At 60.6% G+C, this 15,378-nt stretch carries 15 protein-coding genes; 5 read left to right on the top strand and 10 right to left on the bottom strand.

Annotation, left to right across the window (positions count from 1 at the left end; translation table 11 throughout):
* Window positions 1-98: 98 nt before the first annotated feature.
* On the top strand, window positions 99-845 hold the full coding sequence (locus AC0Z4S_RS15175; protein ID WP_485623615.1) for an NRDE family protein: 747 nt from the start codon (window positions 99-101) through the stop codon (window positions 843-845).
* Window positions 846-1,037: 192 nt separating this feature from the next.
* Here AC0Z4S_RS15175 and ptsP read toward each other — a convergent pair whose 3' ends face one another.
* Both ptsP and AC0Z4S_RS15165 read right to left on the bottom strand, forming a co-directional pair.
* Complete coding sequence (ptsP, locus tag AC0Z4S_RS15170; RefSeq protein ID WP_065615097.1) at window positions 1,038-3,317, bottom strand: phosphoenolpyruvate--protein phosphotransferase; 2,280 nt, start codon at window positions 3,315-3,317, stop codon at window positions 1,038-1,040.
* A gap of 22 nt (window positions 3,318-3,339) precedes the next feature.
* On the bottom strand, window positions 3,340-3,819 hold the full coding sequence (locus AC0Z4S_RS15165) for an RNA pyrophosphohydrolase (protein ID WP_003229203.1): 480 nt from the start codon (window positions 3,817-3,819) through the stop codon (window positions 3,340-3,342).
* A 143-nt stretch (window positions 3,820-3,962) separates the two neighbouring features.
* Between AC0Z4S_RS15165 and AC0Z4S_RS15160 the strand changes: the two genes are divergently transcribed.
* Complete coding sequence (locus tag AC0Z4S_RS15160; RefSeq protein WP_281879727.1) at window positions 3,963-4,619, top strand: histidinol-phosphatase; 657 nt, start codon at window positions 3,963-3,965, stop codon at window positions 4,617-4,619.
* Between the two features lie 105 nt (window positions 4,620-4,724).
* Here the strand turns inward: AC0Z4S_RS15160 and AC0Z4S_RS15155 are convergent, their stop codons facing one another.
* Both AC0Z4S_RS15155 and ilvA read right to left on the bottom strand, forming a co-directional pair.
* The gene (locus tag AC0Z4S_RS15155) at window positions 4,725-5,138 is read right to left on the bottom strand and encodes a DUF2269 family protein (RefSeq protein WP_471877080.1); all 414 of its coding nucleotides are present in this window, start codon (window positions 5,136-5,138) and stop codon (window positions 4,725-4,727) included.
* A gap of 41 nt (window positions 5,139-5,179) precedes the next feature.
* Window positions 5,180-6,694, bottom strand: a complete 1,515-nt coding sequence (gene ilvA / locus AC0Z4S_RS15150; RefSeq protein ID WP_024014702.1) for a threonine ammonia-lyase, biosynthetic — start codon at window positions 6,692-6,694, stop codon at window positions 5,180-5,182.
* A gap of 259 nt (window positions 6,695-6,953) precedes the next feature.
* Here ilvA and rpiA point away from each other — a divergent pair, with 259 nt between their 5' ends.
* Entirely contained in the window at window positions 6,954-7,628 is a 675-nt protein-coding gene (gene rpiA, locus AC0Z4S_RS15145) for a ribose-5-phosphate isomerase RpiA (protein ID WP_007913886.1), read from the top strand.
* A gap of 146 nt (window positions 7,629-7,774) precedes the next feature.
* On the opposite strand, the gene AC0Z4S_RS15140 is transcribed toward rpiA, so the two are convergent.
* From AC0Z4S_RS15140 to AC0Z4S_RS15125, 4 genes are all read right to left on the bottom strand, one after another.
* On the bottom strand, window positions 7,775-8,692 hold the full coding sequence (locus AC0Z4S_RS15140) for an SdiA-regulated domain-containing protein (protein ID WP_485623614.1): 918 nt from the start codon (window positions 8,690-8,692) through the stop codon (window positions 7,775-7,777).
* A 189-nt stretch (window positions 8,693-8,881) separates the two neighbouring features.
* Window positions 8,882-9,805 carry an SdiA-regulated domain-containing protein gene (locus AC0Z4S_RS15135; protein WP_485623613.1) on the bottom strand — a complete coding sequence of 308 codons (924 nt, stop codon included), beginning with the start codon at window positions 9,803-9,805 and terminating at the stop codon, window positions 8,882-8,884.
* A 268-nt stretch (window positions 9,806-10,073) separates the two neighbouring features.
* Window positions 10,074-10,739 (bottom strand): fumarylacetoacetate hydrolase family protein, encoded by a 666-nt coding sequence (locus tag AC0Z4S_RS15130; RefSeq protein ID WP_485623612.1) that lies wholly within the window; start codon window positions 10,737-10,739, stop codon window positions 10,074-10,076.
* A 41-nt stretch (window positions 10,740-10,780) separates the two neighbouring features.
* On the bottom strand, window positions 10,781-12,175 hold the full coding sequence (locus tag AC0Z4S_RS15125) for an FAD-binding oxidoreductase (RefSeq protein WP_485623768.1): 1,395 nt from the start codon (window positions 12,173-12,175) through the stop codon (window positions 10,781-10,783).
* Between the two features lie 205 nt (window positions 12,176-12,380).
* Between AC0Z4S_RS15125 and serA the strand changes: the two genes are divergently transcribed.
* The gene (gene serA / locus AC0Z4S_RS15120) at window positions 12,381-13,610 is read left to right on the top strand and encodes a phosphoglycerate dehydrogenase (RefSeq protein ID WP_024014707.1); all 1,230 of its coding nucleotides are present in this window, start codon (window positions 12,381-12,383) and stop codon (window positions 13,608-13,610) included.
* A 50-nt stretch (window positions 13,611-13,660) separates the two neighbouring features.
* Here the strand turns inward: serA and AC0Z4S_RS15115 are convergent, their stop codons facing one another.
* Complete coding sequence (locus tag AC0Z4S_RS15115) at window positions 13,661-14,086, bottom strand: DUF4399 domain-containing protein (protein WP_039757489.1); 426 nt, start codon at window positions 14,084-14,086, stop codon at window positions 13,661-13,663.
* 135 nt (window positions 14,087-14,221) lie between these two features.
* Here AC0Z4S_RS15115 and AC0Z4S_RS15110 point away from each other — a divergent pair, with 135 nt between their 5' ends.
* A complete protein-coding gene (locus AC0Z4S_RS15110) occupies window positions 14,222-14,788 on the top strand; it encodes a transporter substrate-binding domain-containing protein (RefSeq protein WP_485623611.1) in 567 nt (188 codons plus the stop codon).
* A gap of 103 nt (window positions 14,789-14,891) precedes the next feature.
* Here AC0Z4S_RS15110 and AC0Z4S_RS15105 read toward each other — a convergent pair whose 3' ends face one another.
* Entirely contained in the window at window positions 14,892-15,377 is a 486-nt protein-coding gene (locus AC0Z4S_RS15105) for a 2-thiouracil desulfurase family protein (RefSeq protein ID WP_485623610.1), read from the bottom strand.
* Window position 15,378: the final 1 nt, after the last annotated feature.

The following is a 15,378-nucleotide window of genomic DNA, read 5'->3' as shown; positions in this document are numbered from 1 at the left end:
GCGGCATGGTAACGGATGCGCAGCCTTCTGCTCCACTGGCGATGGATGCACGGACGCCGGATGCGTAGAGTGGGCAAAAAACACACAAGGACCACCTTATGTGCCTGATTGTTTTCGCCTGGCGCCCGGGCCATGCCCAGCCGCTGATCGTCGCGGCCAACCGCGACGAGTTCTACGCCCGCCCCAGCCTGCCATTGGCGCCGTGGCCAGAAGCGCCGCAGGTGCATGCCGGGCGCGATCTTGAGGCCGGCGGCACCTGGCTGGGGATCGGCGCCAACGGGCGCTTTGCCGCGTTAACCAATATTCGCGACCCGCAGCAGCCGCCGGCCACCAAATCACGAGGCGAACTGGTGGCGCGCTTTCTCATGGGTGATCTGTCGATTGATGATTATTTGAGCGATGTGGTGGGTCGTGCGGGCGAATATGCCGGGTTCAATCTGCTGTTGGGCAATGCCCATGAGCTGTGGCATTTCAATGCGCGGTCGTCGGAGCCGGTGATGTTGCAACCCGGGGTTTACGGGTTATCCAATGCCGGGCTGGACACGCCGTGGCCAAAACTGCTCAAGGCCAGGGCGGCGTTGAGCGCAGTGCTGGATGATCCGCAGCCTGAACGATTGCTGGCGTTGTTGAGCGATGCGCAGCCCGCACCAGAGGCCGAGTTGCCGGATACCGGGGTGGGCATGGCGACGGAGTCATTGTTGTCGAGCGTGTTTATTGCCAGCCAGAGTTACGGCACGCGGGCGAGTACGGCGTTGATCGTGCAGGCGGACGGTACGCGGCGGATGGTGGAGCGCAGCTTCGGGCCGTATGGGGGTCATCTTGGTGAAGTGGATATCTGCGTTTGAAGCTCACCCTCACCCCAGCCCTCTCCCGGAGGGAGAGGGGGCCGACCGAGGTGTCTTGGGCCTTACATCGACCTGAAAGATCGAGTCGATTATGGATTCAGCAAAGCTCTTTCAGGTCGACGGAGTTCTGCAGCATCTCCCGATCAGTCCCCTCTCCCTCCGGGAGAGGGCTAGGGTGAGGGGCTTTTGATCTTAGAGAGATTTGTTCACAACCGGCGAATTCATCTTAGCCAACCCAAGATTCTTCAGCGCCAACTGCAGCGAACTGTGGATAACCTGCGGGTTATCGATCTTCATCAGTTCCGCCAGCATCTCCTGGGCCTTGCTCAGGTTCACCTGGCGCAACATCCACTTCACCTTCGGCAGGTTGGTGGCGTTCATCGACAGGCTGTCGAAACCCATCGCCATCAGCAGCACCGCCGCCGCCGGATCACCGGCCATCTCGCCGCAGATGCTCACCGGTTTGCCTTCGGCATGGGCGTCGGTGACCACGGTTTGCAGGGCCTGCAGCACCGCCGGATGCAGGTAGTCGTAAAGGTCGGCCACGCGCGGGTTGTTGCGATCCACCGCCAGCAGATACTGGGTCAGGTCGTTGGAGCCGACCGAGAGGAAGTCGACCATCCGCGCCAGCTCCTTGGTCTGGTACACCGCTGCCGGGATCTCGATCATCACGCCGATCGGCGGCATCGGCACGTCGGTGCCTTCGTCGCGCACCTCGCCCCAGGCACGGTGGATCAGGTGCAGGGCTTCTTCGAGTTCATGGGTGCCGGAGATCATCGGCAGCAGAATCCGCAGGTTGTTCAGGCCTTCGCTGGCCTTGAGCATCGCGCGGGTCTGCACCAGAAAGATTTCCGGGTGGTCGAGGGTGACGCGGATACCGCGCCAGCCGAGGAACGGGTTGTCTTCCTTGATCGGGAAGTACGACAGCGATTTGTCACCGCCGATGTCGAGGCTGCGCATGGTCACCGGCTGCGGGTGGAACGCGGCGAGCTGTTCGCGGTAGATCGCCAGCTGTTCCTTCTCGCTCGGGAAGCGCTGGTTGATCATGAACGGCACTTCGGTGCGGTACAGACCGACTCCCTCGGCGCCGCGCTTCTGCGCCCGCGCCACATCGGCGAGCAGGCCGGTGTTGACCCACAGCGGCATGCGGTGGCCATCGAGGGTCACGCACGGCAGATCACGCAGGGTGTCGAGGCCCAGCGCCAGTTGCTTCTCTTCTTCGACGACTTCGGCGAACTGCTTGCGCAGCACTTCGCTCGGGTTGGTGTAGACCTCGCCCCGGGTGCCGTCGACGATCATTTCGATGCCGTCGACCTTGGCGTACGGCAGGTCGACCAGACCCATGACGGTCGGAATGCCCATGGCCCGGGCCAGAATTGCAACGTGGGAGTTACCCGAACCGAGTACCGAAACCAGACCGACCAGCGTGCCTTCCGGCACCTCGCCGAGCATCGCCGGCGTCAGTTCTTCGCTGACCAGGATGGTTTTTTCCGGGTAGACCAGGTTCTGCTGGCGCTCTTCCTGCAGATAGGCGAGCAGACGGCGGCCGAGGTCTTTGACGTCCGACGCACGCTCACGCAAGTAAGCGTCGTCCATCAATTCGAAGCGGTTGACGTGTTCCGTGACTACCTGACGCAGCGCGCCCTGGGCCCATTGGCCGGTCTTGATCACGGTGGTGATTTCGCTGCCCAGCGAGGCATCGTCGAGCATCATCAGGTAGACGTCGAACAGCGCGCGTTCTTCCGGGCGCAGCTGGGTCGCCAGTTTGGCGGACAACGCGCGCATGTCGGCGCGCACGCCTTCGATGGCGGTCTTGAACAGCGCCAGCTCAGCGTTGATGTCAGTGATGGTCTTGTCCGGCACCACGTCCAGGTCCGCCGGCGGCAGCATGACCACGGCGGTACCGACGGCAGCACCCGGCGAACCCGGCACGCCGACGAACTTGGCTTCCTGAATGCCCTTGCCCTGCCGGCCCAGACCACGGATCGAACCGGTGGCCTCGGCATGGGCGATAACGCCGGCGAGCTGCGCGCTCATGGTCACGAGGAAGGCTTCTTCGCCTTCGTCGAACTGACGACGCTCTTTCTGCTGGATGACCAACACGCCGACGACGCGGCGGTGGTGAATGATCGGAGCACCGAGGAACGAGGCGTAACGCTCTTCACCGGTCTCGGCGAAGTAGCGGTAGCGCGGGTGAACCGATGCGTTTTCGAGGTTCAGGGGTTCTTCACGCGTGCCGACCAGACCGACCAGACCCTCGTTGGGGGCCATGCTGACCTTGCCGATCGAGCGCTTGTTCAAGCCCTCGGTGGCCATCAGGACGAAGCGATTGGTTTCCGGGTCAAGCAGGTAGACCGAGCAGACCTGGCTGCCCATGGCCTCTTTGACGCGCAACACAATAATCCCCAACGCCGCCTTGAGATCCTTGGCGGAGTTAACTTCCTGGACGATCTTGCGCAGCGTATTGAGCATGGCTCGGGGTCGAACTCCGTCGTCAGTCGCGCGCTAAAAGGCGCGGGGCAAGCTCTTTGAGAGCGCGTCGATACACCTCGCGCTTGAATGTCACCACCTGGCCCAACGGATACCAATAGCTGACCCAGCGCCAGCCATCGAATTCCGGTTTACCGGTCAGATCCATCCGCACCCGCTGCTCGTTGGAGATCAGGCGCAGGAGGAACCATTTCTGTTTCTGGCCGATGCACAGCGGTTGGCTGTGGGTACGCACCAGGCGTTGCGGCAAACGATAGCGCAACCAGCCTCGGGTACAGGCCAGTATTTCAACATCTTCACGTTCCAGGCCAACTTCTTCGTTCAGCTCGCGGTACAAGGCGTCTTCCGGCGTCTCCTCGGGGTTGATCCCCCCCTGCGGAAACTGCCAGGCGTCCTGATTGATACGGCGAGCCCATAGCACCTGGCCGGCGTCATTCGTCAGAATGATCCCGACATTGGGGCGGAAACCATCGGGGTCGATCACGGCAACAACCTCGCAAACGCATGTCGCCGCATTGTTCCACAAAGCTTGATCAGGCGGCAACGAAGGTTCCTACCTTATGTGCACTCTTGTGAAAAGACCGTATTCTTGTCGCCTTTTTACTGACTTTTCAGCGGGTAACTGCAATGCGCCTGGCTCTATTCGATTTGGACAACACCCTTCTGGGCGGCGACAGCGATCACGCTTGGGGCGATTATCTGTGCGAGCGCGGCTTCCTCGACCCGATCGCCTACAAGGCGCGCAACGACGAGTTCTATCAGGATTACCTGGCCGGCAAGCTGGACAACGCTGCCTACCTGAACTTTTGCCTGGAAATTCTCGGCCGCACCGAAATGGCCGTGCTCGACGCCTGGCACAGTGATTACATGCGCGACTGCATCGAGCCGATCGTCCTGCCCAAGGCACTGGAATTGCTGAAAAAGCACCGCGACGCCGGCGACAAACTGGTGATCATCACCGCGACCAACCGTTTCGTCACGGCGCCGATCGCCGTGCGCCTGGGCGTGGAAACCCTGATCGCTACCGAATGTGAAATGATCGATGGCCGCTACAGCGGACGCAGCACCGACATTCCGTGCTTCCGCGAAGGCAAGGTCACGCGCCTGAATCGTTGGCTGGAAGAGACCGGTCATTCGCTTGAGGACAGCTATTTCTATAGCGACTCGATGAATGACCTGCCGCTGCTGGAGCAGGTGGCGAATCCGGTGGCGGTGGATCCGGATCCGAATTTGCGCGCCGAGGCCGAGAAGCGTGGCTGGCCGGTGATCAGTCTGCGCGGCTGACTACGCCTTCGCGAGCAAGCTCGCTCCCACAGGGAATTTGTGAACGACACAGATCCAATGTGGGAGCGAGCTTGCTCGCGAATGGGATCGACTCGGTACCAGGCCTTAAACCGGCTTCGCCCCCATCAACCCCGCTATGGCGATAAATCCGACGCCGCTGACAATCGCCAGCGCCAGATTGAATGTGCGGTTACCCAGCCCGGTTGTCCACAGCCGATCCAGCCGAACCAGCAGCCAGACCGCACTGAACGTGGCCACGGCATAGATCACGCTGGACCCCAGAATCCACAATTGCCCCAAGGGCCAGCCAACCAGATGCACCAGCCACCAACCGGTGAACGGCATGCTGAGCATGCCGATCAGCATCAGGCACCAGATAAACAGCCACGGACGGCGCATCGTACTGGCCGGGCCTTCGCTGCGATTACGCCAGGTCAGCGCGGCGAGCCCCAGCCCACTCGCGAGAATGACCACGGTCGCCGCGACGTGAAGGACTTTCAGGGTGGTCAGGGTTTCCATGTCGTTCTCTTCCGTAGGTCCATGCTCATCAGCGTAGCCGCTCAGCCAAGAAACAGCTGATAGGCCGGATTGTCGCTTTCGTCCCAGTACGGGTAGCCGATTTCCGCCAGCGCCGCGGGCACCAGATGACGCTCGTCATGGGGCACTTGCAGGCCGGCAACCACGCGGCCGTCCGCCGCGCCGTGGTTGCGATAGTGGAACATCGAGATGTTCCAGCGCCCGCCAAGCTTGTTGAGGAAGTTGAACAAGGCGCCCGGGCGCTCCGGGAATTCGAAGCGCAGCACCACTTCATCGACCACCTGCGCCGCACGACCGCCGACCATGTGGCGGATGTGCAGCTTGGCCAGTTCGTTGTCGGTCAGGTCGATGACCGGGAAACCCTGCTCGGTCAGGCTCGCCAGCAAGGCGCTGCGCGGGTCGTTGTCCGGGTGGGTCTGCACGCCGACGAAGATGTGCGCTTCGCTGCCGGTGTTGTAGCGGTAGTTGAATTCGGTGATCTGGCGCTTGCCGATGGCTTCGCAGAATGCCTTGAAGCTGCCGGCCTGCTCGGGAATGGTCACGGCGATGATCGCCTCGCGGCCTTCGCCCAGCTCGGCGCGCTCGGCAACGTGGCGCAAGCGGTCGAAATTGACGTTGGCACCGGAGTCGATGGCGACGAATGTCTGGCCGCTGACGCCGCGCTGCTCGACGTATTTCTTGATCCCGGCCACGCCCAACGCCCCGGCAGGTTCAGTGATCGAGCGGGTATCGTCGTAGATATCCTTGATTGCCGCACAAATCTCATCGGTGCTGACAGTGATCACTTCATCGACGTAATCCTTGCAGATCTCGAAGGTGTACTGGCCGATCTGCGCCACCGCCACGCCGTCGGCGAAGATCCCTACCGTCGGCAAAACAACGCGCTCGCCCGCCGCCATCGCTGCCTGCAGGCAGTTGGAGTCGTCCGGCTCGACGCCAATCACCTTGATGTCGGGCCGCAGGTATTTCACGTACGCCGCGATACCGGCGATCAGCCCGCCGCCGCCGACCGGGACGAAAATCGCGTCCAGCGGCTGCGGGTGCTGACGGAGAATTTCCATGGCCACGGTGCCCTGCCCGGCAATGGTGTGGGGATCGTCGTACGGATGGATGTAGACGTAGCCTTTTTCATCCACCAGTTTCAGCGAATAGGCAAGCGCTTCCGGGAACGAGTCACCGTGGAGCACCACTTTGCCGCCGCGTGATCGCACGCCTTCGACTTTGATTTCCGGGGTGGTCTTGGGCATGACGATGGTGGCTTTGACGCCCAGCACTTTCGCCGCCAGAGCCAGACCCTGCGCATGATTACCCGCCGACGCGGTGACCACGCCACGGGCGCGCTCTTCATCGCTCAGCTGGGTCAGCTTGTTGTAGGCACCGCGAATCTTGAACGAGAACACCGGCTGCAAGTCTTCGCGCTTGAGCCAGATGTCATTGCCCAGCCGCTCCGAGAGCTGGCGGGCGTTCTGCAGCGGGGTTTCTACGGCAACGTCATAAACGCGCGAGGTGAGGATCTTTTTGACGTACTGTTCGAGCATCGGAAAGCATCACTGAGCGGGTTGGGCAGGGCCAAGGAGTCTAACCCGGCTTTCGGGCGCACGACCACACGGATCCAGAGGTTTTATGCGCCCAAAAAGATCGCAGCCTTCGGCAGCTCCTACACTTTGGAACGCATTCCCCTGTAGGAGCTGCCGAAGGCTGCGATCTTTTGATCTGCCAACAGGACAATGACCTTCACGACCGCGAGGCCTATAATGCCGGCCTTTCTGCCCACCCCTTGCCCGCTTCGGAGCCCGCATGACCCAGGATCAACTCAAACAGGCCGTGGCCCAGGCCGCCGTGGACTTCATCCTGCCGAAACTCGACGACAAGAGCATCGTCGGCGTCGGCACCGGCTCCACTGCCAACTGCTTCATCGATGCCCTGGCCCAGCACAAGGGCGCGTTCGATGGCGCGGTTGCCAGCTCCGAAGCCACCGCCGCGCGTCTGAAAGGCCACGGGATTCCGGTGTACGAGCTGAACACTGTCAGCGATCTGGAGTTCTACGTCGACGGCGCCGATGAAAGCGATGCGCACCTGAACCTGATCAAGGGCGGCGGCGCGGCCCTGACCCGCGAGAAGATCGTTGCCGCCGTGGCCAAGACCTTCATCTGCATCGCCGACGCCAGCAAACTGGTGCCGGTGCTCGGTGAATTCCCGCTGCCGGTGGAAGTGATCCCGATGGCCCGCAGCCACGTTGCCCGCCAACTGGTCAAACTCGGCGGCGACCCGGTGTACCGCGAAGGCGTACTGACCGACAACGGCAACATCATCCTCGACGTGTTCAACCTGCAGATCACCAACCCGGTGGAGCTGGAAGCGCAGATCAACGCCATCGTCGGCGTGGTCACCAACGGCCTGTTCGCCGCGCGCCCGGCGGATCTGTTGCTGCTGGGCACCAGTGAAGGTGTGAAGACGCTGAAGGCTGAGTAAGCCATCGCTGCCCACACTTTATGGGCAGACGAATAAACCTGTGGGAGCGAGCCTGCTCGCGAAAGCGCCAGTTCAGCCAACATTTTCATTGGCTGACACGACGCCTTCGCGAGCAGGCTCGCTCCCACAGTGTTTTGTGGTGTGAGTTAAGGCTGTGCAGGCTTTTTGAAGACGTAGAAAAGATTCGGCTCACTCACCAGATACAACGTGCCGTCATCGTCCATCGCAATCCCCTCGGCCTGCGGCACGGTTTTCTGCAAACCCTGGCGTCCGCCGCTGATCGACATGGTGCTCAACGGGCGGCCGTCGACATCCAGTTCGATAATCAACCGCGACTCGTCCGACAGTGCCAGCAAGTGCCCGCTGCGTTCGTCGTACTGCAGACTCGACAGGTCACGCACGAACATCCCGGCATCGCGCTTGGGGTTGTTGATCACGTGCACGGCGTAGGTCTTGTCCGGTTTGAAGTGCGGGAAACCGTGGACCTCGTAGATCAGCATCGGGTCGCGCTCTTTCGCCACGAACAGGCGCTTGCCCACCGAATCGTAAGCCAACCCCTCGAAACCCTTGTTGCTGGCCATGTGCACACCGAGAGTCATCTGCTCGGCATCTTCGGCGTCGAGGAACGTGGTGTCGGCGTCGAGGTGGATCTTGATCAGGCGTTGCTGGCGCTCGTCGGTGATCACGTAAGTGTCGGCGCTGATGTACTCGACCGCTTCAGGGTCGCCGAACCCGACCAAAGCAATGCGCCGCAGGATCTTGCCTTCCAGCGACAGTTCGATCAGTTCGGAATTCTTGTTGGTCACGGTGAACAGGCTTTTGCGCACCGGATCGTAGGTCAGCGCCGAGACGTCATCGTCGAGCCCGTCGATCGGCCGCGCCTCGATCATCACCCGATATTGATCCAGACCGATCGCCTCGCTGCTCAACGGCTGCCACAGGGTGTGCAGGTTGAACCAGGCGCGCTCGAACAGGCGCAGGTACTGGCCGAGCGCGAGCAACGCGATCAGAGCAATCAACAACAGGACAAGAATCAACGGTTTGGGACGGGCAAGTCGACGCATTCAGGCAGGCTCGGATTCAAGACAGGCCGATGAAATATCACGCCCGTCTGAATTGAAGCTTAATGGCCACTTGCCTCAGACCACAAGCCAACCCCCGTAGGAGCTGCCGAAGGCTGCGATCTTTTGATCCTGCTTTTGAACGTCAAAGTCAAAAGATCGCAGCCTGCGGCAGCTCCTACAGGGAAGGCATCACCGGTGCTTTTCGAAGCGATAGAACAGGTTCGGTTCGCTGACCATGTACAGCGTGCCGTCTTCGTCCATGGTCAGGCCTTCGGCGCGGGGAATGGTGTCTTTCAGACCGTTGAAATTGCCAAGCAGAGTCATGAAGCTGACTTGCTCGCCCTTCTCGTCCAGTTCCAGCAAAAGGTGCGAATCGGCAGAAAGCACCAACAGATGGCCAGTGCGTGGGTCGACCGCCAGCGCCGAGAGGTTGCGAATGTCGAGCTCGTCACTGGCCAGTTTCTGCTTGTCGCCAGTCAGTGTCTGACTGCCATCGCTCTTCCAGATGAACAAGGCTGGCGGGCGTTCTTCGCCCAAAATCAGCTGCTGATTGCGCGGATCCCAGGTGATGGCTTCGAAAGCCTTGTTCTGGTCTTTTGACGGTCCGAGGTCGTATTTCGGAAAATCGGCAATGTTCAGCTCGCGGGTACCGGCGTCGACCTTGACGATCGACAGCGTGTGCTGGCGCTCGTCGACAATCGCCATCAGGCCGTTTTCCATGACCGTCAGGCCTTCGGGATTGCTCCAGCCCACCAGCGGCATCTTGCGCAGCACCTCGCCCTGCAGTGTCAGCTCAGCGAGGAACGGATTTTTGCCCATCACCGAGAACAGGGTTTTGGTCTGCGGGTTGTAAGCCAGGTCGGAAGCTTCGTCCTTCTCCATGCCCGGCAACGGTTTGGCATCGATCACCACCTGATAGTCCGGCAGCCACACGCTCTCTTTCTGCTCGGCCTTGCTCTCGAAGCGCTCCAGCACCCACAGCACACCACGATCATCCCAGTGCATGGCGAACGCCAGCCCATACGCCGCTGCGATGGCCAGCAACAGCCAGACATACCAGCGCAGAGCGAAGCGGGAACGATGGGTGGTTTTTTGCTGAGTTTGAGATGACATCAAAGGACGCGTTCCGAAAATTCAGGCCAAAGGTAATAGCACAAAGAGGCCGGCTGAGACGCCGAAATCGCGGAAATTATCCAGAGCGGATGTGAAAAAAACGGGAAATGGCGGGATTGGCGTGTGTTGCCAGCGATCTTCAGGGCACCATAAAACAATGTGGGAGCGAGCTTGCTCGCGAAGGCAGAGTGTCAGTCGACATCTTTGTTGACTGAAAAAATGCTTTCGCGAGCAAGCTCGCTCCCACAGGGGATTTTCGGTGTGGCGGTTAGCGCACGCTGCTGTTGAAGCGGCTCGCCCCCGGCAATTCGAGGAGGATCTCGTCGCCGACGTTCAGCGGGCCTACACCCACCGGCGTACCGGTAAGGATCACGTCGCCGGCCTGCAGCGAGAAGCAGCCGGCCATGTGCTGGATCATCGGCACGATCGGGTTGAGCATCGCGCTGCTGTTGCCGTCCTGGCGCACTTCGCCGTTGATGGTCAGGCGAATGCCGATGTCGGTCAGGTCAGCGAAAGTGCTGCCGACCACGAACGGCGCGATCACTGCCGCGCCGTCGAACGACTTGGCAATCTCCCACGGCAGGCCCTTGGCTTTCAGCTCGGCCTGCTTGTCGCGCAGGGTCAGGTCGAGCGCCGGGGCGAAACCGGAGATCGCATCGAGGACTTCTTCGCGGCTTGGTTTGGTCGACAGCGGTTTGCCGATCAACACAGCGATTTCCGCCTCGTAGTGCACTGAACCGCGCTCGGTCGGAATGCTGAAACCGCCTTCCAGCGGCACCACGCAACTGCCCGGCTTGATGAACAGCAGCGGCTCGGTCGGCACCGGGTTGTCCAGTTCCTTGGCGTGTTCGGCGTAATTGCGGCCAATGCACACGACTTTCCCGATCGGGAAGTGGATGCGCGTGCCGTCGACGTACTGGTGCTGATAGCTCATTTACCGACTCCTGCCTTCATTGATTCAACAGAGATTACCGATCAAACCGGGAAAATCTTGCCCGGGTTCATGATGCCGTTCGGGTCGAACACTGCCTTGACCGCTTTCATGTACTCGATCTCCGCCGGCGAGCGGCTGTAGGTCAGGTAATCACGCTTGGTCATGCCTACGCCGTGTTCGGCAGAGATCGAGCCGTTGTACTTCTCGACGGTTTCGAACACCCACTTGTTGACGGTGGCGCACTTGGCAAAGAACTCGTCCTTGCTCAGGTTTTCCGGCTTGAGGATGTTCAGGTGCAGATTGCCGTCGCCGATGTGGCCGAACCAGACGATTTCGAAATCCGGGTAGTGCTCGCCGACGATCGCATCGATCTCGCGCAGGAACGCCGGCACCTTGGAAACCGTAACCGAGATGTCGTTCTTGTACGGCGTCCAGTGGGAGATGGTTTCGGAGATGTATTCGCGCAGCTTCCACAGATTGTGCAGCTGCGTTTCGCTCTGGCTCATCACGCCGTCGAGTACCCAGCCCTGCTCAACGCAGTGCTCGAAGGTTTCCAGCGCGCTGTTGGCCACTTCTTCAGTGGTCGCTTCGAATTCGAGCAGGGCGTAGAACGGGCAGTCGGTGTCGAACGGCGCCGGCACGTCGCCGCGGCCCATGACCTTGGCCAACGCCTTGTCGGAGAAGAATTCGAACGCGGTCAGGTCAAGCTTGCCCTGGAAGGCGTGCAGCACCGGCATGATCGAATCGAAATCGGCGGTGCCGAGGACCATCGCGGTGAGGTTCTTCGGCGCGCGATCAAGGCGCATGGTCGCTTCGACGACGAAACCGAGGGTGCCTTCGGCGCCAATGAACAGCTGACGCAGGTCGTAACCGGTGGCGTTCTTGATCAAATCCTTGTTCAGCTCGAGCACGTCGCCCTTGCCGGTGACGACTTTCATGCCGGCCACCCAGTTGCGGGTCATGCCGTAGCGAATCACTTTGATTCCGCCGGCATTGGTGCCGATGTTGCCGCCAATCTGGCTTGAACCCGCCGAGGCGAAGTCGACCGGGTAGTACAGGCCGTTTTCTTCGGCCACGTTCTGCAAATGTTCGGTGACCACACCCGGCTGGCACACGGCGGTGCGGTCAGTGAGGTTGACGTCGAGAATCTGGTTCATGTAATCGAACGACACCACCACTTCGCCATTGGCCGCCACCGCAGCGGCGGACAGCCCGGTGCGCCCGCCCGAAGGCACCAGCGCGACCTTGTGCGCGTTGGCCCAACGCACCACTGCCTGCACTTGTTCGATGGTCTTGGGAAACACGATGGCGCTTGGCGCCGGGGCGAAGTGCTTGGTCCAATCCTTGCCATACGTGTTCAGGGAGTCGGCATCGGTCAGGACCTTGCCAGGCTCAACCAGGGTCTTCAGTTCATCAATCAGCGCAGGATTGGTCATCGACAGAACTCTCGAACAATTCATGGTCATCCTGAGAACGCTTCACGTCGCAGGAATGAGTGTTTAGCGGGGTGGCTATGCTAGCATACCGACCCCGCAGGACAGTGCCCAAGGCCAGATCCGCGGTGACGGCTTTGTTGCCGTGCGGGTCAGCTCCAGGCTGCTCCCTCCCTGCCATTTTTCTCCGGGATACAGGTTTACGCAGATGAGCAAGACTTCTCTCGATAAGAGCAAGATCAAGTTCCTTCTTCTCGAAGGCGTCCACCAATCGGCTGTCGACGTCCTCAAGGCGGCGGGCTACACCAGCATTGAATACCTGACTGGTTCCTTGCCGGAAGCCCAGCTCAAGGAAAAGATCGCTGACGCTCACTTCATCGGCATTCGCTCGCGCACGCAACTGACCGAAGAGATCTTCGATCACGCGAAGAAACTGGTCGCGGTCGGCTGTTTCTGCATCGGCACCAACCAGGTTGACCTCAGTGCGGCCCGCGAGCGCGGTATCGCCGTGTTCAACGCGCCGTACTCCAACACCCGTTCCGTAGCGGAACTGGTACTGGCCGAAGCGATCCTGCTGCTGCGCGGCATCCCTGAGAAAAATGCCTCCTGCCACCGTGGCGGCTGGATCAAGTCCGCCGCCAACTCGTTCGAGATCCGTGGCAAGAAGCTGGGCATCGTCGGCTACGGCTCGATCGGCACGCAGCTGTCGGTTCTGGCCGAAGGTCTGGGCATGCAGGTGTTCTTCTACGACACCGTGACCAAGCTGCCGCTGGGCAACGCTACCCAGGTCAACAACCTGCATGAGCTGCTGGGCATGTCCGACATCGTCACCCTGCACGTGCCGGAAACCGCGGCGACCCAGTGGATGATCGGCGAGAAGGAAATCCGCGCCATCAAGAAGGGCGGCATCCTGATCAACGCCGCACGCGGCACCGTGGTCGAGCTGGACGCCCTGGCGGACGCGATCAAGGACAAGCACCTGATCGGCGCGGCCATCGACGTATTCCCGGTGGAGCCACGCTCCAACGACGAAGAGTTCGAAAGCCCGCTGCGTGGCCTCGACAACGTGATCCTGACCCCGCACATCGGTGGCTCGACCGCCGAGGCGCAAGCCAACATCGGTCTGGAAGTGGCGGAAAAACTGGTCAAGTACAGCGACAACGGGACTTCGGTGTCGTCGGTCAACTTCCCGGAAGTGGCCCTGCCGGCTCACCCTGGCAAGCACCGCCTGCTGCACATCCACGAGAACATCCCTGGTGTGATGAGCGAGATCAACAAGGTCTTCGCCGAAAACGGCATCAACATCTCCGGTCAGTTCCTGCAGACCAACGAGAAGGTCGGCTACGTGGTGATCGACGTCGACGCCGAGTACTCGGAGCTGGCGCAAGAGAAACTGCAACACGTCAACGGCACTATCCGTAGTCGAGTGCTGTTCTAAGCACAGCGTTCTTAGCGCAAGAAAAAGGGAGCCCCGAAGGGCTCCCTTTTTTATTTCACGTTAACCGTGATTTTTTCCGAAACGATCGATGGGTCGAACGGCATGTGGCCGCTGTCGCCAAGAATCAGTTGCAAGGTGTGCTTGCCAGGGGCCAGTTTGATCGTGGCCTCGGTCTGGGCCTTGCCGAAATGCATGTGGTGCGCGTCAGTCGGGATCGGCGCGCCTTCGGCCGGCAGGTCGTCGACGTCGATCAGCAGATGATGGTGGCCGGTGTTCTTGGTGGTGTCACCCGCCGGGGCCAGCGCGATGTTCTTGACGCCGAACTTGACTTTGAATTCCTGCGAGACGGTGGCGCCGTCCTCGGGAGAAACGATGAACACTTCAGCATCCTTGGGAGCCGGCGTCGCCGCACTGGCCAGCACCGAAACACCCATCAGCACACCGGCCAACGCTGCACGAGACATAAAGCTTTTCATTTTCTTCTCCAGTTTTTCCGTAAAATCCGCACGGTCATGACAACTTCATGACCATTCGTTGTCGAAGGCACTCGACAACCATAGCAAAGCGAGCCTGAATCAGAGCGTCGCGATAATGATTTCAAAGGAGTGACCATGCGCTTGCTGCCTGGCCTGATCTGCCTGCTACCCCTTCTGAGCCCGCTGGCTCACGCCGAACTGATTGATGATGTCAACGACCGTGGCGAGCTGCGCATAGCCCTTGAGGCTAATACACCGCCCTTCAATTACAAGGAAGGCGACACACTCACAGGGTTCGAGGTCGAGCTTGGGCAACTTCTGGCCAAGGAGCTGGATGTACGCGCCGACTTCATCGTCACCGACGAGGGCGATCTGCTCCAGGGCGTTGAAAGCGGCAAGTACGACGTCGCGCTCAACCACATAGCACTGACACCCGAACTCAAGGATCGTTTCGACTTCAGCGAGCCGTACGGCGAGGTCGCTGGGCAACTGCTGGCGAAGAAGGACGAGACACCGCGGCCTATGGTGCTGGTGCAGGCGTTGACCGAAGAGAAGCCGAAAGCGGCGGCGCCGGTGGAGCTGGCGATTCCGTTTCAGAAAGGTAATCCGGCGTTTCAGGCCAGTCTCAAGAGCGCGATGCAGCGGATCAAAGACGACGGACGCCTAGCGGCGCTGACCGAGAAGTGGCTCACCGAACCGTAGGAGCTGCCGCAGGCTGCGATCTTTTGATGTTGATTTTGAAGATCAAAAGATCGCAGCCTCGTTTCACTCGTCAGCTCCTACAGTTGGATTTGCGATGAAACTTTTAATCGAGTCGGGTCAGGGCTTGCGCGGCTTGCGGCAGCTCAAGCTCACTGAACACCCGAACCCCATGACGCTTGAGCAACGCCGCCGTCACCCCTTCGCCACTGACCTTGACCCCACTGAACGTCCCGTCATACGTCAGCAGATTCCCGCAAGACGGACTGTTGGCCTTTAGCACCGCCACCCGAATGCCGTGCTTTTTCACCAACTCAAGCGCTTGGCGTGCACCTTCGAGAAACTGCGCACTGACATCCTCGCCTTCGGTAGTGACGACAGCAGCTTTGCCATCGAGCACCTCACCGCCCTGCCCGCCGGGAATCTCCGCCGCCGCCCTCGGCGTCGGCAAACCACCGGCCACTTCCGGACACAATGGCACTACCCGGCCTTCTTCGATCCACTGCTCAAGCAGATCAAACGGACCACTCGCGCCACCGTCATAACGCACGCGGTGGCCCAACAGGCAGCGGCTGACGAGAATCTTTTCCATG

The organism is Pseudomonas sp. 1L-B-1-E-C1, assembly GCF_057291835.1.
This window is presented reverse-complemented; position numbering and strand designations above follow the sequence as displayed.